Annotated in this window: 19 protein-coding genes; 17 read left to right on the top strand and 2 right to left on the bottom strand. The window is 38.6% G+C overall.

Annotated elements, in window-relative coordinates; genetic code table 11:
- Positions 1-4: 4 nt before the first annotated feature.
- Positions 5-1,189, bottom strand: coding sequence for a phospholipase D-like domain-containing protein (locus Q7U10_01735; protein MDO8281341.1), 1,185 nt, complete (start codon positions 1,187-1,189; stop codon positions 5-7).
- 5 nt (positions 1,190-1,194) lie between these two features.
- Positions 1,195-1,812, bottom strand: a complete 618-nt coding sequence (locus Q7U10_01730; GenBank protein MDO8281340.1) for a phosphoribosylanthranilate isomerase — start codon at positions 1,810-1,812, stop codon at positions 1,195-1,197.
- A gap of 124 nt (positions 1,813-1,936) precedes the next feature.
- Here Q7U10_01730 and Q7U10_01725 point away from each other — a divergent pair, with 124 nt between their 5' ends.
- The 17 genes from Q7U10_01725 (at position 1,937) to Q7U10_01645 (ending at position 24,157) form a co-directional block, all read left to right on the top strand.
- Positions 1,937-3,007, top strand: a complete 1,071-nt coding sequence (locus Q7U10_01725; GenBank protein MDO8281339.1) for an MraY family glycosyltransferase — start codon at positions 1,937-1,939, stop codon at positions 3,005-3,007.
- A 113-nt stretch (positions 3,008-3,120) separates the two neighbouring features.
- Positions 3,121-4,287: a hypothetical protein gene (locus Q7U10_01720; GenBank protein MDO8281338.1), complete on the top strand. Its 1,167-nt coding sequence runs from the start codon at positions 3,121-3,123 to the stop codon at positions 4,285-4,287.
- 38 nt (positions 4,288-4,325) lie between these two features.
- A complete protein-coding gene (locus Q7U10_01715) occupies positions 4,326-5,687 on the top strand; it encodes an SLBB domain-containing protein (protein ID MDO8281337.1) in 1,362 nt (453 codons plus the stop codon).
- Between the two features lie 11 nt (positions 5,688-5,698).
- Complete coding sequence (locus Q7U10_01710; protein MDO8281336.1) at positions 5,699-7,306, top strand: polysaccharide biosynthesis tyrosine autokinase; 1,608 nt, start codon at positions 5,699-5,701, stop codon at positions 7,304-7,306.
- Between the two features lie 124 nt (positions 7,307-7,430).
- Complete coding sequence (locus Q7U10_01705) at positions 7,431-8,369, top strand: SDR family oxidoreductase (protein ID MDO8281335.1); 939 nt, start codon at positions 7,431-7,433, stop codon at positions 8,367-8,369.
- 108 nt (positions 8,370-8,477) lie between these two features.
- On the top strand, positions 8,478-9,884 hold the full coding sequence (locus Q7U10_01700) for an O-antigen ligase family protein (GenBank protein ID MDO8281334.1): 1,407 nt from the start codon (positions 8,478-8,480) through the stop codon (positions 9,882-9,884).
- A 47-nt stretch (positions 9,885-9,931) separates the two neighbouring features.
- Positions 9,932-11,212, top strand: a complete 1,281-nt coding sequence (locus Q7U10_01695) for a glycosyltransferase family 4 protein (GenBank protein ID MDO8281333.1) — start codon at positions 9,932-9,934, stop codon at positions 11,210-11,212.
- A gap of 180 nt (positions 11,213-11,392) precedes the next feature.
- Positions 11,393-12,418 (top strand): methyltransferase domain-containing protein, encoded by a 1,026-nt coding sequence (locus Q7U10_01690; protein MDO8281332.1) that lies wholly within the window; start codon positions 11,393-11,395, stop codon positions 12,416-12,418.
- Positions 12,419-12,478: 60 nt separating this feature from the next.
- Positions 12,479-13,084, top strand: coding sequence for a phosphoadenosine phosphosulfate reductase family protein (locus tag Q7U10_01685; GenBank protein ID MDO8281331.1), 606 nt, complete (start codon positions 12,479-12,481; stop codon positions 13,082-13,084).
- A gap of 60 nt (positions 13,085-13,144) precedes the next feature.
- Complete coding sequence (locus tag Q7U10_01680) at positions 13,145-14,641, top strand: flippase (protein ID MDO8281330.1); 1,497 nt, start codon at positions 13,145-13,147, stop codon at positions 14,639-14,641.
- Positions 14,642-14,714: 73 nt separating this feature from the next.
- Positions 14,715-15,878, top strand: coding sequence for an SGNH/GDSL hydrolase family protein (locus Q7U10_01675; protein ID MDO8281329.1), 1,164 nt, complete (start codon positions 14,715-14,717; stop codon positions 15,876-15,878).
- 137 nt (positions 15,879-16,015) lie between these two features.
- Positions 16,016-16,834, top strand: a complete 819-nt coding sequence (locus Q7U10_01670; protein MDO8281328.1) for a methyltransferase — start codon at positions 16,016-16,018, stop codon at positions 16,832-16,834.
- A 102-nt stretch (positions 16,835-16,936) separates the two neighbouring features.
- Positions 16,937-18,103 carry a glycosyltransferase gene (locus tag Q7U10_01665; GenBank protein ID MDO8281327.1) on the top strand — a complete coding sequence of 389 codons (1,167 nt, stop codon included), beginning with the start codon at positions 16,937-16,939 and terminating at the stop codon, positions 18,101-18,103.
- Complete coding sequence (gene asnB / locus Q7U10_01660) at positions 18,091-19,977, top strand: asparagine synthase (glutamine-hydrolyzing) (GenBank protein MDO8281326.1); 1,887 nt, start codon at positions 18,091-18,093, stop codon at positions 19,975-19,977. The genes Q7U10_01665 and asnB overlap by 13 nt, the downstream gene beginning before the upstream one ends.
- 3 nt (positions 19,978-19,980) lie before the next feature.
- Entirely contained in the window at positions 19,981-21,060 is a 1,080-nt protein-coding gene (locus tag Q7U10_01655) for a glycosyltransferase family 4 protein (protein MDO8281325.1), read from the top strand.
- Positions 21,057-22,775 carry a hypothetical protein gene (locus Q7U10_01650; GenBank protein ID MDO8281324.1) on the top strand — a complete coding sequence of 573 codons (1,719 nt, stop codon included), beginning with the start codon at positions 21,057-21,059 and terminating at the stop codon, positions 22,773-22,775. Before Q7U10_01655 ends, Q7U10_01650 begins: the two co-directional genes overlap by 4 nt.
- 2 nt (positions 22,776-22,777) lie before the next feature.
- Complete coding sequence (locus tag Q7U10_01645; protein MDO8281323.1) at positions 22,778-24,157, top strand: sulfatase; 1,380 nt, start codon at positions 22,778-22,780, stop codon at positions 24,155-24,157.

The raw sequence follows: 24,157 nt of genomic DNA, 5'->3' as shown, positions 1-24,157 counted from the left end.
GCAGTTAAATCTGTTTTAATATGAAGGAGAAAACTTTTTCCAGTATCTTTTGATGAAATGGCCGGTTTGCCCATGTATCTCCTATAATCTTTGTGGACTGCTGCAGGTCATTGTTGAAAACTTCGATCATCTTACTGCTAAAGCTCTTGTCCAGGATCCCAACATTGCTTTCGTCATTTCTGCTTAAAGACTGAAAATCCAGGTTGGTGGAACCTACTATGCTCCAGATGCCGTCAAAAACAGCAGTTTTAGCATGAAGAACTGTTCCCTGATAATTATATATTCTGACACCTGCGCTTAAGAGTTTGCTGTAATATGCTCTGCTGGCATAATATACGGATTTAATATCGCTTTTGCCAGGCAGAAGGAGTGTAATAAGAACGCCTCGCTTTGCAGCATGCTCGAGTGCTTCAAATAACTTTCTGCTTGGGAGGAAATAGGCTGTTGTTATATATATATTATTTTTTGAGTTTTTGATGCTTTGGATAAGCAGCCTTCTCATTCTTCTTCGTGCCCTGCCTGTGCTTGCAAAGATTGGTATAGCCTGAATGCCTGTCATTGAGTATTCAGTTTTTGAATCAAATTCAATAGGGATTCCTTTCCATCTTCGCCAACTTTTCATGAAGAGTTCGGAAAGAGAATGTACTATTGGCCCTTCAAGGTATATGCCTATATCCCGCCATGTTTTTTGTTTCTTTTTAATAAAACCGTGATATTCATCTGCGATATTGAAACCTCCTGTAAAAGCCTTTTCCCCATCGACAATAAGAAGTTTTTTATGATTGCGGTAAATATATCTTCTGGGAGAAAATAACTTAAATGGATGGGATACATGGTATTTGATCCCGGCTTTTTTTAGCTCAGACCAGAAGTCCTTTGAAGTCAATAAAGAGCCGAAGTGGTCATAAAGCAAATAGACAGTTACGCCTTCCCGGGATTTTTCTTTTAAAAGTTCCGCAAGGGTATTTCCTGTGTCATCATCTTTGAATAAATAGAATTCAATAAATATAATTTTACGGGCGGATGATACACTGTTAAGAATTGTCTGAAAAATCTCTTCTCCGTTTTCAAGAATACGGATATAATTGTTTTCCGTAAAAGGAATGCGGAGTATTTCTTCAATGAAAGATTTTTTTTGAGAAAATTCGTTTGGGGGACTGAAAGAGTCAACTAGTGAAGATTCAGGCATATTGTTCATAAAACTTTTCTAGCGTTCTCAATGAAAAGTTTAAGTTTTATGTGGTCTTTTATTCCTTTTGTATTGGTTTCAACTCCTGAAGAAACATCGACTCCATATGGCCGGACTTTTTCTATAGCCTCTCTGACATTTGCATGTGTAAGACCTCCTGCAAGAATGACACGTCCAAATTTTTTAGCTTCTACCGCAATGTCCCAGTTAAAGACTTGACCGGAGCCTCCAAATGAATCAGGAGAATAAGTATCAAGGAGAAAAGCAGATATATTCTTATAAGTTATTATAGGTGCCAGGTCGGTAAGGTTTTTTACTCTTATGGCTTTAATGACTTTTTTGTTAAGATTGCATGACTCAATATGCTCTGAACCGTGAAGTTGGATGATGTTCAAACCAATATCAGAAGCTATTTTATTAATTTCATTTTCATCCTGATCCACAAAAACACCGACAGTCGTAACAATCGGTGGAAGGTTGTTAATAATTGACTTTGCCACGTTAGGAGTTACGGCACGATGGCTCTTAGGATAAAAAACAAAACCTAACGCATCTGCCCCGTAGCCTATAGCAGCAAGGGCATCTTCTGTATTGGTTATGCCGCAAATCTTTATCTTCACCACGAGCATAGTTTAACACATATTATTCGAGCAATTTTAACAAAAACACAAGAGAATTGACGGCATATTTTAGAAATTGTGAATTTATCTGGTGGATTTTGTAATATAAATAAATGAGTTGGAGTTTATGATGATTATAATTATCAAGGCGTTTCTCATATTCATAACAACACTTTTAGGAACTATTTATATTCTTCCCAAATTAATGCATATTGCATCAACATTTTTTGTCACTAAAGAAGAGTCTCCAGATATAAAGTATAGTTTAATGGATTCTCCGGACAATAAGCGTAAGGTACATGATATTCCAAAACCGTTGGTTGGGGGAATAGGAATGCTCATCGTTGTTTCTTTAAGCAGTATTTTGTTTGTCCCCCCGGAAGATTTAAATTTAAGAGGGTATTACTCTGCTGTCATTATACTCGGCATAACCGGGGTGTTGGATGACTTCAAGGAACTGCATCATAACTGGAAATTTGTGATGCAGATATTGGCAGTTGCTATTATGCTTCATTACAGCGATACCGCTCTTATTTCTTTAGGTAATCTTCTCACTTTCGGCTCTATCAATATTGGTATATTTGCCATAGCTCCTGTAACGATATTCTGTACAGTGGGTGTTGTTAATGCGATCAATATGATAGATGGTCTTGATGGGCTGGCCGGTGGTATTGCTCTGGTATCTTTTATAGCGTTTGCTTTTCTCGCCTATCATAATCAACAGATGAACATGCTGTTGCTGAGCATCTCTTTATGTGGCGCAGTCATAGGATTTCTCAGATATAACTGGTACCCGTCTAAATTATTTATGGGAGACGCAGGGAGTTTTTTTCTGGGATTCTCACTTGCTTTTTTAGCTATATACATAACACAAAAACATGATTCTTTAGTTCCACCTGTTGCTGCATTATTAGTGTTGACAGTACCGATTGTTGACACGTTAACTGTTATGGTCAGAAGGTTAATAAGAGGAAAGAACCCTTTTTCAGCTGATAAAAATCATTTACATCATATTCTTTTACAGTATGGTCTTAGTGTGAAAAGCGCTGTTATAGTCATTCTTTGTTTATGCGCTGGTTTTTCATTGCTTGGAATTGTAGGAACACTCTGCAAGGTCCCTGAATATTATCTCTTTTTTGTATTTTTTTCTTTTTTTATTTTATATTATATAACAACATATTATGCTCATAAAAATTAGATTATATTTTTTCATGAAACAATTTAAAGGATTTCCTCTCAGTTATTTAAAATTCTTTGTTAACATACTGGAGAATTAATAGTTTCAAAAAGCAATTGGAGGCTTATTAATTAATGCTTCATTACTTAAATCCAGTACGGACAATACTATTTATCTTTATTTTTTTGATAATCTCTTCAAATGCATATGCATTTGATATTAAAGCTTATGACTTATATGCCAACATAAATATTAGTAGTATGTATGATGACAACATTACACTCGATGCGGCAGAGAATACTATCTATAAAGATAATCTTACAAAGCTGGGACTTGAGCTGGGGTTTAGATATGAAGGTAAAAACCGCACCTTAACTGTATCAGGCAATATTTGGCAGTCATTGTATTCGAAGTATGATGCTTTTAACGATTTAACAGGTGATATTACCCTGGATTTTACCAATCATTTTACAGAATATGATTGGATAAGAGTTAAAAATGCTTATTTCAACAAGTTTGTAGCAGATACATTTGTGGATGCTTTTGGCCAACCCCAAGGCCGCAATAAATATTACAGTAACGATTTTAATCTTTCATACAATAAGCATATAAGTTCACAAATATCCGCAATTGCAACTTACCAAAATGGTTTTTGGAAAAATATAGATTCTGGTGATTCCGGGATAATATCTTCAAATACAGACAGGGTATCTGTAGCTGCTGATTATATGCATTCAGCCGCTACCACGTATACTTCTTATTATGAATTTTCCAAGACTGCGTATGAAGGAACTGATACAGAAATATCAGGGCATATAATTGGTGTTGGAGTTAAACAACATATAACGAAACAGCTTTTTTTTCATGGATTAGGGGGAGCTAATTTTACAGACAAGGTTATTAAAGGAAAAGAAGTTTCCGGCTTGGGTGGGTATATGAAAGTTATGGCTACGAATGAGTTTAAGAATACTTTTTTGCAAGTTTCAATTGAAAAAAGAAAGCAGGCAAATACCTCCAGAGAAGAACTTTTTGATTTTTGGGAGTCTCGCATCGCCATTACAAGACAAATATCGGCAAATCTTAGCTCTTCTTTATTAGGTTTTTATGGACATGGAAGATTTGAGTCATCAGATATAAGTGAAGATCTTTTGGGGACAGATATCAATCTGACATATATTTTTAGCAAAAATATAAAAGGGATAATGAGTTATGCCCATTCAGAAAAAGAAACTACTGAATCAGGGCAATCACTTGTATATACCAAAAATACAATACTTGCAGGATTGACTGTGGGTTTCTGATTTTTTAAAACAAAAAGTTATAAAGGAGGAATTAAAGCTTGAAATATCTTTTAGTATTTTCATTAGCAGTATTTAATATTTTCTTTTTTACAGCTTCGTTAAGCGCTAAAGAAACTCGTTCGCTTGGTGAGTATAAGGTAGGATTGTCAGATGTGATCAGCATTGATGTAATTAATGAGCCGGGGCTGAAAACGACCACTATTATATCTGTTGACGGGACTATTACCTTCCCTTATTTGGGGACTATATATGTAAAGGGCATGAGTATTCCAGCGATTGAGAAAAAGATAGCTGAGGGATTGGGCAAAGGATACATTAAGTATCCTGTTGTTTCGGTATCTTTGATAAGTTCCTTGAGCAGGAAATATTTTATATATGGTGAAGTTAGAGAATCTGGTGGATTTCCTTTTGAGGATGGGATGACAGTAGTAAAGGCAATATCAAGAACTGGAGGCATTACTAATGATGGTATATACGGCAAGATCAAGGTGAGGAGAAAACAAGATGACGGTATTAAATACAAGGATATAGAAATAGACCTTAAGGGAACCATTGAAGGCAGTAAAACAACAGGGGATATGCTTATTGAACCCGATGATATCATTATTGTTGAGCGTAACAAAACATACTTTGTCCATGGAGAAGTTGATAAACCAGGGGAATATGTCCTTGGGAAAGAGATAACTATATTAAATGCTATTACTATTGCCGGTGGAATAAGCAATGATGGTCTATATGGCGATGTGAAGTTGAGACGCAAGCAGCATGAGGGTGGCTATAAAGATATCGAAATCAACTTGATAGATAATAGCGTGGGCAGTTCGTCTGGCCATACAATGCTTCAGCCTGAAGACACAGTTATTGTTGAGCGGAATAAGACATTTTTTGTTAATGGTGAGGTTACAAGGGCAGGTGAATATGTCTTGGAAACCGGCATGACCGTATTACAGGCTATATCTGTAGTAGGGGGCGTAAGAGAGCAAGGTCTATACGGTAAAGTTATGGTAAGACATAAGCAGGATGGCGATGGCGGGGCGGAAGATATTGCAATTGACCTTAATGGTGTTCCAGGTGCGAAGGCAACAGGGAACTTACTTCTTCAGCCTGGTGATACTTTGATTGTTGAGCGTGATGAAACATATTTTGTCCATGGTGAAGTCAACAAGCCAGGAGAATATATTCTTAAAGATAATATGACTGCTTTTAAAGCTATAATACTTGCGGGAGGGTTTACCAAATGGGGTTCACCAACTCGTGTTAAGGTTTTAAGGCATAAGGAGAACGAGGCTGGATATATTTCTCTGGAAATTAATATTGAAAAGGTTATAAGTGGTGATGCTACATCGGATATCGATCTTCAACCCGGTGATATATTAGTAGCTTATGCAGGGATATTTTAAAGGAGAATAAGTTGAATAATTTTTTTCAGTCTGAACCGGTTAGTGAGTTTTTCAGCATAATTTCCAGGCACAAGGCAGTAATCCTTTTATCTGTTATTGTTATGGTAGTCAGTGTCTATATAAGCTTGAGTCTTTATACACCTCGCTATTCCGCTTCTGTTTTAATGTTAGTAGAAGGAGAGACAAAATCAGATGTAGACTATTATGATGAAACTCGGACTCGTGAAAAGACACTTTATGAAGGCGAAATTATTAAATCAGCGCCTGTTATCGAAAGAAGCGTCAATGCACTGAGACTCTTTGAAATTCCTTTGGATTATGAGAAAAAGTTTTCATCTGCATTAAAAGCGTTCCTTATTAATAAAAAAATAAATAAATATTCCAAGGAACTTGAAGCATTACCTGTTGAACAAAAGCAGTCGTTGCTCTTTAGTAAAGCTGTTAGAGATGTTAAGGCAAGTATTAGTGTTGAACAGCTAAAAGACACAAAGATGTTTGTATTGCGTGTCTCAGATTTTAGTCCAGCCGGTGCAGTTATCCTTGCAAATTCCATCAGCCGTTCTTATCTCATTTTTGACCTTGAGCGTCAACTTTCTGAGATTCGATTAACATATGGAGAAGATCATATAAAGGCAAAACAGGTAAGAAACGCCATTGTTGAATTAAGTGAATATCTTGATGGCAAGCCTATTCCTTATATGGAAACATTTGGGCCTGCAAGCGTCAAAATAATTGAGCAAGCAAAAGAATCTTCCTTTGAATCACGTTATAACAAAAAAATGCTTCTCATATTGAGCTTGTTTTTAGGGTTGATCGTGGGATATATGTCTGCCTATGGATTGGAATCTCTTGATACTTCAGTAAGGACAGGGCAAGATGTTAAAAAAAATCTTCAAATGGAACTAATTGGAGCGGTTAAAAAAGAAAAAAGTGATATTTTATGGTCAGAAAAGGGTATGGATGCAATAAGGCAGAGCTTCAGAGACATGAAGACAAAGATAGGTTTTCTTAGACAGGATCGTCAACTGAAGACCTTCCTGATAACAAGCGCTGTCAGGAAGGAAGGAAAGACTACCTGCAGCGAATATTTGTCTAGGGCATTTGCCGAATCAGGTGAAAAGGTATTGCTAATTGACGCCGATCTTTTCAACCCGTTAATTGCCAAGTTATTTAAGTTAAAACATGACGTTGGCCTTATTGACTATATTTCTAATAAAAAGGGCATAGAGGACATTATATTAGAATCATCTTTTCCTAATCTTCATATTATTCCAGGGGGACTTATCCCTCCTAATCCTTCTGAAATGCTTGCTAATGAAAAAATCAGAACTTTAATTGAGGCAGTGAAGAATAATTATGACATTGTCATCATTGACAGCCCTCCGATATGCACCGCGCTTGAGGTTACAGTTTTAGGAGGGTTTGTTGATGCTATCATACTTATTATCAAGTCAGAAAGTACCCCGCGTAATCTTTTGAAAGATGTTATTGATTCTTTAAAACTTGCAAAGGGCAACATATTAGGTGTTGTCCTGAATTTTCTGCCGGTAATTCGAGGTAATATCAGTTATTATTATAAGTATTATGAGTACAATAATTATGATAATAAAGATATATAAAGTCTTTACCATCAGATTTTTCAGCACGTTACTTAGAGGTTAATATTTCACCACCCTGTATCTTGATCTTATTTTAAATGATTAAAAATGTTTAACTTTACAATGTAATAAATAAGAGTGAGCTATGAAAAAAAATAAAATCTTGGTAACCGGTGGCGCAGGCTTTATCGGTTCTCATATAGTAGACCGGCTTATTGATGAAGGCTTTGAAGTTGTTGTAGTTGATAATCTTTTAACTGGCCATAAAAGGAATATTAACAAGCATGCTAAATTCTACAGATTAGATATTCAAAGTTCGAAGATCGAATCTGTTTTTAAGATAGAGAGGCCTGGCTATGTCTGTCACCAGGCGGCTCAGAAGGATGTGCGGCTTTCTGTTTCAGATCCTGTTTTTGATGCCAAGATAAATATATTAGGCACACTAAACATTCTTCAGAATTGTGTTAAATATAAAACAAAGAAAGTGGTTTTTGCTTCAACAGGCGGTGCTATTTATGGAGATCAGGAAGTTTTTCCGGCCTCGGAAAGCCACCCTACAAGGCCTATCAGCCCGTATGGCATAACCAAGCTCACTGCGGAACACTATTTGTACTATTATAAGAAGGTTTATGGATTAGAGTATACCGCTCTTAGATATTCTAATGTTTACGGGCCTCGGCAGGATCCTCATGGGGAAGCCGGTGTGGTAGCCATTTTTATTAAGATGATCTTAAACGGTATATCTCCTGTTATTAATGGAGACGGGAAACAGACCAGGGATTATGTCTATATTGACGATGTTGTTGAAGCAAATATCCTATCGCTGAAAGATAACCTCAATGACAATGTTTTTAATGTTGGCACAGGTATTGAGACTTCTGTTAATCAGATTTTCAATTCCCTTAAGAGGATAATAGGCCCTTCAATAAAAGAAAAACATGGCCCTTCAAAACCCGGGGAGCAGGAAAGGAGTGTCATCGACTATTCAAGAGCAAAAAAATACCTGCATTGGAAACCTGCGACATCGTTAAATGCAGGACTGGAAAAAACTTGTGAGTATTTCAAAAATATACCTGCCCTTTAATATTTCTTCTTATGCTTTTCAGAAGTGTTCTTCCCGGTATCTTAAAATTACATTCAAGGGATTATTAGACAATTCATTATTCTTGGTATGAAATATAATTAATAAAAGATGGTTAATATCTCTAATATCAAATCCTGGATACTTAAACATAGTAGTTTAGTTATCGCGGTCTTCATCAGTTATCTGGTCAGTCTGCTTCTCCTCGACAACTATGCGTATGTGTTGGTAGGGGCGGTAGTAGTTGTTCTTGTCGCTATTTTTATAAGATACCCTAGGGCTTATGTGTATTTTATAGTTACTACATATCCTATAATGGGTATTCTGCAGGAATTTTTAGCATTCAGGGTAGGCGGCTTATACACCGGGTTCAACTTAGGAGGGGTATTTGTTGCTTTTGGGGTTCTCTATGGGGTTATATATATGCTTTTGAAAAGACCGCGTATATTTAAATATGAATTAACAATCCCGATATTAATTTTCTTTGGAATAGTAACGCTCTCTCTAACTTATATAGAAAAATATAAATTCTTTGCATTTCGTGACATTATAAGATTGTCTACACATATGCCTTTATATTTTATTATTCTGGATAATTTTAAAGACATGAAAGATGCTAAGAAGCTGTTAGCCGCATTAACATCTGTATTTGTGCCTATGTTCATATACTTCGTTGCAGTAATATATTTCCCCTCGCTGGGTGGCAACATAATGAGAAATATGGAGGCGGAAATAAGTTCTGAGATATCTATGCCTCGGCTTGGCGGTTTCCTGCATGCAACAAGTATAGGGTCTTACATAGTAATCTTTTTTGTAATATCCATATATTATTATTATCAATTAGAGCAAAAGGATAGATGGAAATGTTATGTCATGTTTGTGATGTTGCCTTTCTTATTGTTTAATGCCCTTGCGCGTAATGCATGGATTACTTTTGTGTTTGTCTTGATTGTAGTAGGGATATTGAGATACCGGAAGTTAGTTGTGGTTTTTGTATTGGCATGTATTTTTGTACTCATGATCAGGCCTGATGTGACAAATATAATCTGGCTGAGAATGCAGCCGGATCCCTCATCAAATTACAGGTTAATACTAAATAAACTTGGTTGGGCACTTTTTGTTCAGAAACCGATTCTTGGCTGGGGACAGGCATACGTTCACATATATACCGGGGAGAATATTTCTTCATCCATAAATCAATACGGAGTTGGCGGGGTCGATCTTCATAATGAATATCTAAGAATAATGATAGAAACAGGTATTGTGGGGCTTCTTTCATACCTGTATCTAATGTACAAAGGGGCAAAGATGAGTTTTAAGCTCTTCAGGCTGCCTCAATCAATTGCTAAGGATTATGCACTTGTCTCTCTCACAGTAATAATATCAGTTATGATAAATGGGGCAACGGGTCAAGGCTTTAGGGATATGGCTATTTATTTTTGGATATTCATGGCTATATGTGAAGCTTATCTGATCAATTTGCGGTCTCAAGCGCAGGATACACAAAATTTAACTTAACGAGTTTTTTCAATAAGTAGCAACCCCAATCATGGGTTTATACAGTTATGAACATCCTTCAGATAAATAACAATCATTTTATAATAGGCGGGGCTGCTACCTACTATTTTATGACAGCGGAGCTGTTAGAAAAACATGGACATAAATCTTATTTTTTCTCGATGCACTGGCCAAAAAACTTTCCATGCGATACAAGTGAATATTTTATGCCGTATGTGGATTTAAATGCGGAGCACAGTTTATTTAATCAGTTAAAGATTGCAGGGAGGATACTTTATTCTTTTGAGGCAAGAAGCCGTTTGTCAGATTTCTTGGATAGATACCCTGTTGATATTGCTCATCTCCATAATATCTATCATGGATTTTCGCCGTCTATTCTACATGAGTTAAAAAAGAGAAAGATTCCCATAGTCATGACCCTTCACGACTACAAACTTGTATGCGGTTCATATATCCTGTTTTTAAGGGGGGGAACTCGCGGGCATATCTGTGAGAAATGCTCAGATGGGAAATATTTTATGACGGTTAAGAACAGGTGCGTTAAAGAATCTTATAAAAAAAGTATCCTTACTGCTTTAGAGATGTACTTTCATCACAAGATTCTTGACATCTACCGTAATGTTGATATTTTTATAGCTCCGAGCCTGTTTCTGAAGAATAAATTTGAGGAAATGGGTTTCACAAAAGAGATAGTTAACCTCCCGTATTTTATTGATACTGAAAAATTGAAGAAATATGATGAAAAGATCGATAGTCAGTATGCTGAAAAAGGAAACTATATAATTTATGCCGGGAGGCTTTCTGTTGAAAAAGGGCTGTTGACATTGCTTGATGCTGTAAAGCTTTTATACGATAAAAAAAAGGATTTTGAAATAAGAATTGCCGGTGAAGGCCCCATGAATGAGTTGCTGCAGAAGAAGGTCAGGGAAGATGGCATTGATAATGTGAGGTTCTTAGGATTTCTTAAGAGTGAAGAAGTATATCATGAAATGAAAGGCAGTCTTGCGGCTGTTCTCCCTTCTGAATGGTATGATAATTATCCGATGTCGATCATTGAGACCTTTGCAATGGGGGTGCCTCTGATCGGAGCCAGAATAGGCGGAATTCCTGAGATGGTTATAGATAATGAGACAGGACTGACTTTTGAGCCAGGGAATGCGCAAGATCTGTGTCAGAAGCTTGAATATGTTCTTGATAATCCTGGCAAAGTTTCAATAATGGGTAGAAATGCCAGGGCATTTGTTGAGAAGAATCTTAATGCTGAAGACCATTATGAGAAATTAATAAGAATATATCAGCAGGCAATCCATAAAAACACAGAAAATTGATCTGTTAGTAGTTTTATTGCAAACCGGATAATACTGTAAACTTTAATGTAATTATGTCCTGAGCTATTTGTAGAAATTCCACGAGGAATAAGATTATGGATATTCATCACGACGAACTATCTGATATTCAGAGATATATAGAGAACAATAAAAACATGACCTTGGTAAAAATGGGGTAAGTTGCAATATGATGGCAGCGATTTGGAGTTGACAGAAAACTCTATATCTTGTGATAGAAATATTCAGGCGCAGGGGGATGATATGAAATTAAAGCCTTTGGTTGTTGGTATGATAACTTATCTTCCTGGTTTCAATAAGTTTTTTGGTAAAGGCACCGGCGGCACTAACTCAGCCAGATACTGTTATTCTGTCTGGATGCGCCATTTAGTAATGGCAAGGAATAACGGGCTAAATACGAACCTGAATGTGGTTGCAGAATTGGGGCCGGGGGATTCAATTGGCAGTGGATTGGCAGCGCTGTTGTCTGGTGCTGAGGAATATTTGGCTTTTGATGTTGCTGAGTATGCAAACATAGAAAGAAATATCGAGATTTTTGACGAGTTAGTTTTAATGTTCAAGAATAGAGAAGATATTCCCGGAGAGGATGAATTTCCTGAAGTAAAGCCGGATCTGGAAGATTATACATTCCCAAAGCATATACTTACTGATGAACGTCTGGAGCAGGCGACAGATGACTGCCGTATTAGAAAAATCAGGCATTCAATATTACATCCAAACCATAAAGACTCATTGATAAAATATACGGCTCCTTGGTTCGGATCTAGTATTGTGAAAAAAGAATCGGTTGATATGATCTTTTCTCAAGCAGTACTTGAACATGTTAACGACCTGAAAAATGCGTATCATGTCATGTATTTATGGCTTAAAAAAGATGGTTATATTTCTCACCAAATAGACCTTAGATGTCATGGAACGGCAGATGAGTGGAATGGACATTGGACATATTCTGATTTTATATGGAGATTAATGAGAGGAAGACGTCAATATTGGCTGAATCGGGAGTTGTTTGCATTTCACAGTAAGATTCTGGAAGAAGAATGCTTTGAAATATTATGTACTAAGCGCATTAAAACAGCATCGAATATTATGAGAGTACAGCTGACTGAAAAATATCAAGATATTTCAGATGATGATTTATCTTCAAGCGGTTTATTTTTTCAGGCAATTAAGCGGCAGTGTGCCTAAAGCAAATTTGTTAAACATATTTCTTGTCTCCTAAATTTTCTAAATAAAACTATCTCTTCCATGTATAACATTAGAAATAAAATTAAAAATTCAATTAATGACAGAAAATCGGTATTTCTCTTTACCGGTGATAAAGCTTCTACGCTTTTGATGAGTATTGTTAACGATATGGATATGAACATTGTTTTTATAGATACTGGATTCCATTTCAATGAAATTATGGATTATGTCAAAACATCTGCTGCTGATATAAATATTATTCGCAATATTAATGCCCTTGCTGATCCGGCAATTGATATGTCTGAATGTTGCAGCCAAAGAAAGGGAGGGGCTTTAAAAGAGTATCTGGAGATGGCTAAAGCAGAATGCTTAATTGTCCCATTTAGAGATGAGGAGAGAGGAAACGGGATTGAGGATTCTTATCTGAAGCGCATTGATAATATTGAAATAATAAGGCCGTTGGCTGAGTTAACAGAAAGTGATGTTTGGCTAAGGATTAAAGAAAGTAAGTTGCAGTTTTCAAGTATTTATAATAAGGGGTACAGCGTTGTTGATTGTAAGTGTTGTACGGCCCGTCATGGCAGGAAAAGGCAAGGGGAAGAGCTCAAAACTGATGTGATGGACAAGGAGACAGAAGAAAAACTGAAAGCATTGGGATACATGTGATTACTTATAAAACAGTATAACGAAAAATAGTTTTTAATTTAGAGATTGATATAGGGCAAAATGTCTGTAGATCCAATAGAACAACACAAACAAAAGGAAGATAACTTAAGAGTTGGTGCCAGGGGCGGGGCAGTGGCTTATATCCTGCAGATAGGCGGTACCGCATTGGGATTTATTAATCAAGTTGCTCTAGCAAGGATGCTGGGCACCAATGGAATAGGAGAAGTTATTTTGGCTTTGACTATTGTGTATATATCAGGTTTGTTAGCAGCTTTTGGAATGCAAGGTGCAATGATGCGTTTTGTTCCTCAATATGCTGAAAAAGAAGAAAAGGAAAAACTTAAGGGCATAATCTATTTGACGTTGATATTTTGTTCTTTGCTGTCAATAGTGTTTGCTGTTGTAATATTGATAGCTTCAAAATATATCGCACTAAATGTATTCCATGCACCTGCGCTTTTAAAGTTGTTGCCGATTGTGGTTATTGCGTTACCTTTGAATGTGTTAAACAGTTTAATACAGGCTATTTTAAAGGGATATAAGAATACATTTAAAGCATTACTGCCGCATGCGGTTATATCCCCATTAGTTAGATTAGTATTTTTCTTGCTCTTGTCTTTTTTTGAAGTTTCATCCTTATATGCGATTGTTGCTTATATTTTGGGAGAATTAATTGCTCTGGTGCTTTCTTTAACATTCTTATTTAATAAAATGAGCGGTACCAATGCATTATACCGCTGGAATGAATTCAAAGAAATTATCAGGGTCGGGCCAACAATGATAATTGCTACTTTCGGCTGGTTTCTTTTCAGTGAAGCGGATATCTGGATAGTAGGAATGTATTCCTCAACAGAAGCCGTAGGGATTTATGGTGTTGCTGTCAAAATGTGCACATTTATAATTTTTACTCTTTATGCTTTTTCCACCATTATGCCGCCTATTATATCTTCACTTCATGCATCTGGTGACACTAAAGAACTCAGAAGAGTAATTAGTGAGAGTTCACGTTGGATACTAACTTCATCAATGCCTATTGTTTTGATATTTATACTTGAGGGGGACATTATTTTGAAATATATGTATGGATCAGAATTCTCCAGCGGATATATAGTATTGGTGATCTTGTCACTTGGACAGCTTGTAAATGCAGGATCGGGATTAACAGGATGGTTTTTGCAAATGACCGGCGGGCATATGGCTTTTATGAAGATCACAATCTTCTGGGGAATTTGCAATGTTATATTAAATATTATTTTTGTGCCTCGTTTTGGGATCATTGCCTCAGCCGTTTCAACCTCATTTACCCTCTCAATGGTTAATATTATGTCTGTCTGGCTTATTTATAAAAAATCTTCAATCCTCACTCTGGCAAAAGGTTTGCAATTTGATATCGTTTTTATTGCCGTCATTGCCTCGCTGTATTTTATACTGAGGATTAACAATGTTAATGCGGGGCAGCATTATCTTTTGATTGCAGCTCTTGTTATCTACATGTGGAAATCTGTTGCCTGTGGAGATTTCCCCTGGAGGTATTTGAAAACAAAATCAATACTATAGGTGGATTCCAATGTCAAGCTATCCAGACGATGGGGGTCACTTAGACAGCAACTTTTAGAATTATGATTTAATTATGAGCATTCAGATACTCAATAAAAACAAGACGCTCATGGTTTTGCTTGTTCAATCTATTATATTTATTTTTTTAGTTTTTGTGTTTGATCTGATTCTATGGGCGTTTTCCCCTGTTTCTCTCGACAATAGAATGGTAGAAAGTTTATTAACGCAGGATTTACCTGGCTTAAAGAGTACTATTGTGTATAAGAGTGGGAAATATGGCTTAAGATCGTTATCTGAGATCGACGATGTTAAGCCGAATAATTTGATCTCTATACTATGCTTGGGGGCATCAACCACTAATCAGCCCACTCAAGAAACTCAAGATACCTGGTGCGGGATACTTGAAACTAAACTTCAAGAGTATTATGGGCATTCTGATTTAAAATTCCAGACTATGGCTTTTGGGGTAGGCGGCTTTCGGGCATCGAATGATGCTTTATGGATACAGGAGACGTTTGATAAGATAAAGCCGGATATTGTTATTACTTTGCTGGGAATAAATGATCTGGCCTGGAATGGAGGGATAGATTATAAATATAGTAGTATCAATGAAATATTCTCAAAAAAAAGAGATAGCTCAATCATAAAATGGCTAAAGAAATATTCACAGATTTTCCGGAGAGTTGTATTTATAAAAGAAAAATTAATGACAAAAATAATGTTGAAAACCGGAGGGTTTGTAGAGTGGCATAGCTCCAATCTTCCGGATCTGAGGGGTAAATACCAAAATTACCCATACATTGAAAATCTTATAAGAAATCCTGATCCGATTAACGAATTTCGTGATACCATAAGCTGGATAGCTACATTTTTAAAACAAAAAAAAGTGCAGGTGATTATGCTGGGGCAACCAGTTCTATGGAAAGAATCTTTTGACCCTATCGAATTTAACAGGTTATGGTTTTCGGTGAGTACTCCAAAAGGCCCGGTAAGACCTTCTGGGGCCTGGCTAAAAAGAGAAATGGCCAGATACAACTTCGTTCAACAATCGATCGCTTCTCAGTCGGCAATTAGCTATATAAATTTAGACGATAACATTCCCAAAACGTTAGATTATTATTTTGATGATTGCCATTTTACAGACTTGGGGAGTATGGCTGTTGCAGATAATATATTGCCTGTCTTAATTAATGTGGTTGATAATCTATTAGTTAATAAAGGATTGGAAAAGCCATGAATGTGGTCGTATCTCTCGTTTCGCTTACTTTAAATCAGCCGTCAAACTGTCCAGACAATGGGTCTACCTATACTATTAAAACTGTATCAATACTAAAAAAAACTGTAAAGACGATTAGGTTGATGAGGAGATCATGAATGTTTGATACCGAGGTAGCAGAGGGAAAACGCTTTGAATTTGGGAAGAACTGGAGGGGGTTCCTATCTGTGCTTAACGATGAACGTATCTTACAGGCGGAACTGTCTTTAAAGCAGATGCTTGAAGTTGAGGATTTGAAGGGGAAAAGTTTTCTTGATATTGGTTCTGGCAGCGGGTTGTTCAGTCTTGCTGCTAGGCGTCTTGGTGCTAGAGTCCATTCTTTAGATTATGACCCCCAGTCAGTTGCTTGCACAAGAGAACTCAAGAACCGTTATTTCCCTAAGGATAATAATTGGATCATTGAACGAGGCTCTGTACTTGATGCAGAATACCTGGAATTGCTCGGCAAGTTTGACATTGTGTATTCATGGGGAGTGCTTCATCACACAGGGGACATGTGGAAGGCATTAAATAATGTTCAAATCCCTATAGGAAGGGAAGGGGCTTTATTCATAGCAATTTACAATGATGAAGGATATAGATCGAAATTTTGGACAAGAGTTAAACAAATATATTGTTCTGGTTTTTTTGGCAGGACGATGGTGCTGGGAATCTTTCTGCCTTATTTTATATTGTACGGCTTTGCTGTTGACGTGCTGCTTGTACGGAATCCGATCAGGCGTTACTCTGATTACAAAAACAACAGAGGGATGTCACTCATATACGATTGGATTGACTGGCTCGGCGGCTATCCATTTGAAGTAGCAACTCCGGAAGAGATCTTTAATTTTTATAAAAAAAACAATTTCATGCTCTCACAATTAAAAACTGATTTTAGCTGTGGCATTAATCAATTTGTCTTCAGGAAACCATATTAATGCAGAACAGGTTTGTGGTTATTTTGACAATGATATTCGTGAAAGCAAGAATAAAATATCTGATCAGGACATTGGCGTGCCTGAGAAGTCAATAGGCATATTTTGAAGAAGAAAGTAAAGGTAGTTTTTTTAATCCCAGGATTTACTTCAGGCGGAGCTGAAAGGGTATTGTCCATTATCCTTCAATATCTCGACAGGGATAAAATCCAGCCGGTCTGTATTGTTTACGAAGATTGTCACCGTGCATACGATATCCCCATAGACGTAAAAATCTACAGTTTGTATCTTCCCGGGGTAGATAGTATTTATAAAAAAATAGTTTATGCAATTAAGAGAATAATGAGAGTAAGAAAAATAATAGCATTAGAAAAACCTGATGTTTTATTCAGTATGCTGAGCGCTGTTAATCTTATCGCAATATGCGCAGGGTTATTAACAAAAAAAAGTCTTAAAGAAAACCTGACTATAATGGCAAGTGTCAGGACATATCCCTCTATCGCGCTTGAAGGGGAACAGTATGGTTTGAAGTTTCTTATAAAGGCCCTTTATCCGATGGCTGACAGGATTATTGTTAATTCAGAGGGGATGAAAAAGGATCTTGTTGAGAATTTTAACTTGTCTGAAGATAAAGTAGACGTGATCTATAATCCACTTCCAATAGATAAAATAAAGGAGCTTTCAAATCAGGCGGTGACTGAGCACCCATGGTTCGGGGAAGACATACCAATTATTATCAATATCGGTTCAGTTGATAGATATCAGAGGAAAGGCCATGATATTTTGTTGAGTGCCTTCCGGCATGTCAGGGAAAAGATCCGATGCAGGCTTGTCATAATAGGGAAAGGGGAAGATAAAAATCTAAACATACTTAAGCAGATGGCATCAGAACTGGAGATCAGTGATGATGTGGCTTTTTTGGGCTTTCAGAGCAACCCATTTAAGTTTGTCCGGCGGTCTGCGGTCTTTGTGCTTTCTTCAAGGGTTGAAGGATTCCCAAATGCATTGCTTGAATCCATGGCATGCAGCGTGCCGGTTGTATCGACACGCTGCCCTTCAGGGCCTGAGGAGATTATAACTGACACAGTGAACGGGCTCTTGGTTCCAGTTGAAGATGAGAAAAAGCTTGCGGATGCGATCATCACGGTTCTTGATCATCGTGACCTGGCTGAATCGATGATAAGTGAGGCAGAGAAAACAGTTCTGAGCTTTGATGTCAGCACTGCAATTAAAAATTATGAGAGGTTGTTTATATCTAAATGTGCGGAATAGCGGGAATAGCAGATAGAAGAGGACTGGATCCGGAAATGCTGATAGGGATGCGCGATACCATGATTCATCGCGGCCCTGATGACGCAGGGCTTTGGATGAGCCGGGATAAAACAGTTGGCCTGGCACACAGAAGGCTTTCTATTATAGACCTGTCTGATGCCGGCAGGCAGCCTATGTCAGACCGCGAAGGTAAAATATGGATTACCTTTAATGGTGAGATATACAACTTCCAGGAAATCCATGAGCAACTGACTAAAAAGGGTTACGCTTTCAAAAGCCGCTCTGACACCGAGGTTATTATCAACGCTTACAAAGAATGGGGGACTGACTGTATAAGTAAATTCAACGGGATGTTTGCCTTTGGTATTTACGATGACAACAGGAAGATCTTGTTTTTGGCAAGGGACCGGATCGGGAAGAAACCATTATATTACACTCTGGATAAACGATCCGGCGGTTTCGCCTTTTCATCAGAGATCAAAGCGCTTCTAAGGATTAAAGACATCTCCAGAGAATTCGACCTCCAGGCGCTTAATTCCTATTTGACCTTTGGTTATGTTCCTGGTGAGATGAGTATTTTTCAAGCCATCAGGAAACTCCTCCCTGCCCATGCAATGATCTACAATTTAGACAATGGGGAGCATAAGATATGGAGTTACTGGGATGTGCCGCGGCTTGCAGAGAAGATCCCCTCTGAAGAGGAACTTCTGGAAACACTGGAAACACTTCTTACAGATGCTGTGCGTATAAGGATGATAAGCGATGTGCCGCTTGGGGCTTTTTTGAGCGGAGGGGTGGACTCGAGCCTTGTTGTGGCGTTGATGAGTAAGATTTCGAGCCGGCCTGTAAAAACCTTTTCCATAGGTTTTGAGAATAATGCACACAATGAACTTCCTTACGCAAGGATAGTTGCTGATCATTTCGGCACAGAACATCATGAGCTTATTGTGAAGCCCGATGCCTTCTCTGTCCTTCCGGATTTAGTCCGCCAGTTTGACGAGCCATTTGCTGATTCTTCAATGATACCCGCATACTATGTTTCTAAGGTCACAAGAGAGCATGTTGCCGTAGCTTTATCAGGCGACGGAGGCGACGAGATCTTTGGCGGCTATACGGTATATCTTGCAGGCCTTTTTGATTATTACGCAAGAATGCTGGTGCCCTCCTTTCTGAGGGAAGGGCTGGCTGGAGCGGCAAAACATATTCCTGATGATACGGCAGGCAGGATAAAAAAGCAGATGCTGCTCTTGAAACTCGACTTGCATGATGTTTTTGTTGAGCGCTATACCCGGGCTTTTTTCGATGAACCTGGCAGGAGAAATCTTTTAAACAAAGATATCACAAGAAGTTTAGAAAGTGCATTCACTGCTCCTGAATTATCAAGGCGAAGCTTCCTGGGACTGAGGAATAAAGATTTTATTACAAGTATGACTTATGCTGATCTAAAGACATATCTTCCTGATGATGTCATGGTAAAGGTTGACAGGGCCGGCATGATGGTCTCACTTGAAACGAGAGCGCCGCTTCTGGATTACAGGATAGCGGAATTTTCATTCGGGAATATCCCCGGGAACCTGAAGGTGAAACAGTTAACAACAAAGTATATTCTTAAGAAACTGGCGAAAAAGCTCCTGCCTGAAGAACTTGACATAAAAAGAAAATGGGGCTTTTCAGTCCCAATATCTGATTGGTTCAGCGGCCCTCTGAAGTCACATGTCAGGGAAGTTCTAATGGGTGACAAAAGTGAATATTTCAACCATTCAACTATCAAACAGTTATTGGATGAGCAGGAACACGGCATTGATCATAGTGCGCGGTTATTTAATCTGTTAGTGTTCAGTTTATGGAAGAGAGAGTATCTTGGGAGTGGATAGAAGATGAAAAGGATTCTGATAGTCTCGACATCCATTCCGGCTTCTGTCAGCGCTATGGAACCGGTTCATGTCGGAGGAGCGGAACTTGTGGCATGGAAGGTGGCTACGGGATTGCTCAGCAGATTTGAGGTGCATGTGCTGACTACAGGAGAGAGGCGTCTTGACGAGAACAAGCATGGCATGATGATCCATTATGTGCCTCATCATCGCCCCCTGGCGTTATATTATTCTACGTTAGGCAAAAAGTATATAGATGAAATATTTTCCAGGTACAATTTCGATTTGATAAGCATTCACTTGGTCATGCCGTGGGGATATATCCTTCGGAACTATCCCGGGAAGAAAGTATTGACAGATATGGGTATGAGATTCTATGTTGAGAAAAGGAACCTTCTTTCAGTCCAATGGGATAAATATAAAACAAGAGCTGCATTTAATAAGGCTTCAGCAATAACTACGGTAAGCCGGAAATTCGGGGAAGTGATAAAGCGTGATTTTGGTGTCAGGACTCAATATATTCCGATAGCGGTAGATCTGGAGCGTTTTTCTGTGGATAACAGCAATGAGAGATCCAATATAATCTTATTTATGGGCAGATATGTGGAACTTAAAGGGATTCGATATTTGCTGGAGGCTGCGAAACAACTTCCGATGTATGAATTCTGGTTTACAGGGAAAGGCCCTATGGAAGGGCTCATACAGGGAGACAATGTAAAAAATCTTGGTTATGTGGAAAAACCTGAGGATATGGTAAAGCAGGCGACTATTTGTATATTCCCTTCGCTGGTTGAATATGCGCCTCTGGTAGGGCTGGAAGCTATGGCAAGCGGGAAAGCAGTTATTGCTACGAACACTGGTTTTCTTGAATATATGGAGCACGCGAAGGACGGTTTCATCATAGAAACAGGCTCTGTCGATGCCATTGTAAATGCAATTAATTATCTGATGGGAAACAAAGAACTGCGGAGCATGATGGGAAGCAATGCGAGAAAAAAGGCGGAACAGTATTCATGGGATATTATTTGCAAGCAGTATGCAGAGCTTTTTCAGAAAGTGATCGACGGTGGAAATTTCATTAAATGAACAGCGGGATTGCTAAAAATGGGTTAGACATTTCTGACAGGAAAATACGTTCCATACGTTTTGCTGTCATGTGTAGAGGTACCTCTTTTACAGCATGGGAAGCCGACTGCCTTCAAAAGCTTCTGTCTTTGCCGAATGTGGAGATTGCCCTTCTTATTATTGACGATAATACGTCAAAGGCATATGGGAATCTCAGGAAGTTTAAGATATTATGGAGTCTTTATTGGCGGTTTCTGGTGATGTTCAGGTCACGCGCCTATCGGTGCGTGGACATGTCTTCTGCTCTCTCGCAAGTCCCTTCAATCCGCTGCATGACACTCAGCAACGGAAAACAGCCTCAGTCTTTCAAAAGCTCCGATATCTCGGAAATACGGCAATACGATCTGGATTTCATCCTGCGCTTTGGATTTGATTTTGTATGCGGGGAGATACTGGAGGCGCCGCGGTATGGGATATGGTCTTTTCACCATGGTGATGAGGAGAAGTATCGGGGATGCCCACCTGCTTTTTGGGAGATTTATCACGGTGATAATGTGACAGGTGCGGTACTGCAGCGCCTCACCGGCAGGTTTGATGCCGGGATAATCCTTAGGAAAGGGTTTTTCAGGACGTTGACAACGTCATATGTCAACAATCTTGATGAGGTGCTGTTTCAGACATCAGGATGGCCTGCTCAGGTATGCATTGATATTCAAAATGGCACCGCAGGTTACTTTGATGCGCCTCCTTCAGGCACATTCGCTTCTGTTCAAAATAATCCGGGCAACCTTCAGATGGGATTATTTTTCATTAGGATAGCAGGCAACTTTTTTAAAAAAATGTTCAGGTATCTTTTTTGCGATCAATGGAATATTGGGATAGTAGACAGTCCTATCCATGATTTTTTAACTCCTGACTTTACACCTGAGATCAAATGGCTTCCTGTGTCTTCTGACAGAAATTTCGTTGCCGACCCCTTTGGTATAAAATATGCCGGACAGATCCATATACTTTTTGAAGAGCTTGATTACCGTTCGACAAAGGGACATATTTCATCAGCAAGCTTTAACGGCCTGGATTTTTCTTCTGCCAATACTGTAATTAATGAACCTTTTCATATGTCATACCCTTACCTGATTGAGTATAAGGGTGGAATTTACTGCATCCCTGAAACGGGGGCAGCCGGAGAGGTAGCTCTCTATGCCTTTGAAGAATTTCCATTCCGTTGGAAGAAGGCAGCTACTCTTATTCGTAACTTCTCAGGTCTGGACAGCACGGTATTTCAATATGACGGACTCTGGTGGCTTTTTGCCACAGACCAGAATGACGGTTTCAATTATAAACTTAAGATCTGGCATGCAGATGATCTCTTCGGCCCATGGCAGCCTCATGCCAACAATCCGGTAAAGATGGATATCCGTTCGTCACGGCCTGCAGGTACCCCTTTTTTTTACAACGGATATCTGTACCGTCCTGTTCAGGATTGCTCCCATACATACGGTGGGCAGATCTGTTTTAACCGGATACTGCGCCTTACGGCTTCAGAATTCAGAGAAGAAACAGCGGTTGCGGTAGAACCTTTTAAGAATACTCCGTATCCTGACGGCCTGCATACTATCTCAGCAGTTGGAGATATGACTCTCATAGATGCAAAGAGAAAAGTATTCATCGTGAAGAATCTGTCCATGATGGTATATAAAATAAAAGATATTTTCAGTAAACTTAAGGGCAATTAATCATGAGCAAAGAAAAAGTCATAATCATCCTTTGTGATACACTGAGGGCGAAGAGCCTGCCGCATTACGGCAACTCACGAAATACCCTGCCGAATCTGGCACGGGTTATTGATAATGATTTTATTGTTTACAACAGGGCATATGCCCCGGCTCCCTGGACTACCCCCTCGCATTTATCTCTGTTTACCGGACTGTATCCGTCACAGGTCATGGAAACGAAGACCTCTTTTAATCTGGATCCTATATTCAAAACATTGGCGGAATTATTTCAGGATTCGGGTTACAGGACCTTTGCCTGCATCGCAAACGCCCTGATTGCAAAACAGTTTGGATTTGGCAAGGGGTTTGACACATTCCTGCAGTTATGGCTTCCGGATCCCGGCGGCGATGAGATATCTTTGAAGGTGGAGGGAAAAGACAGGCTTGAAAAGATAATGAGACTGCTGCAATCAATTGCGGCAGGCGACAATAGAATGGATGTTATAAAGGGGATGAGGGAGAGGATTCACAAAAGATACCGGGATATCCTGATAGATGCCACTTTATCAACGAATAAGGCGATGAAATCCACGAAGCGGTTTTTATCTGAAAACAGCAGCCAGCAGGTTTTCTGTTTTATAAATCTCATGCAGGCTCACAACCGTTATAATCCGCCCCGTGTAACACGGAATACCTTTGTTAAGCGCAATACAGCACATGAGCGCTATTACAATGAAAGGATACCGTTAGATCATTATGCAACAGGGCCGTTCAGCAGTGAACTGATTGAGTACATTAAACTGAAGTATGAGGAAGAGATACTGTATCTTGATCTGGTCATTGCCGATTTTATTGATTTTCTGAAAAGGAGCAGTCTGTATGATGACTGCACATTAATTATCACGAGCGATCACGGCGAGCATTTCGGTGAGAAAGGCCATGTTCAGCATCATTTTTCAGTTTATGAGCCACTGACGCGGATTCCCCTATATATAAAGTGGAGCGGAAAGGCAGAAAATCATGATAAGCATATAAACAGCTTGGTAATGCTCCAGGATCTTTACACTACATTTCTGAACAAATTAAATCACTGGCAGCCATGTCCGGAGAGTTCTTTTGATTTGAATTCTTCCGATAAACGTCAATGGGTGATATCTCAACTGCCGGATGTTACTCATGATATTCAAAGCTGCAAAGAGCGAAGCCCGTCGTTTTCTATGTCAGACATAGGCTTGGAAGATACCACCCTTACAGCTTATGTTTTCAATAATGGGGAAAAAATTATTGAGAATGGCAATAAAACCCTGTGTTATAATTTAAACATTGACCCAGAGGAAGATAAGCCCTACTCGACATCCGCCGAATCATTGAAGGTAATAAAAGAAATAAAGAGCTCCCTATAA

The organism is Thermodesulfovibrionia bacterium (genome assembly GCA_030646035.1).
Classification (GTDB): Bacteria; Nitrospirota; Thermodesulfovibrionia; order UBA6902; family UBA6902; genus JACQZG01.
Note: the sequence above shows the minus strand (reverse complement) of the source record. Positions and strands in the feature narration are given on the sequence as shown.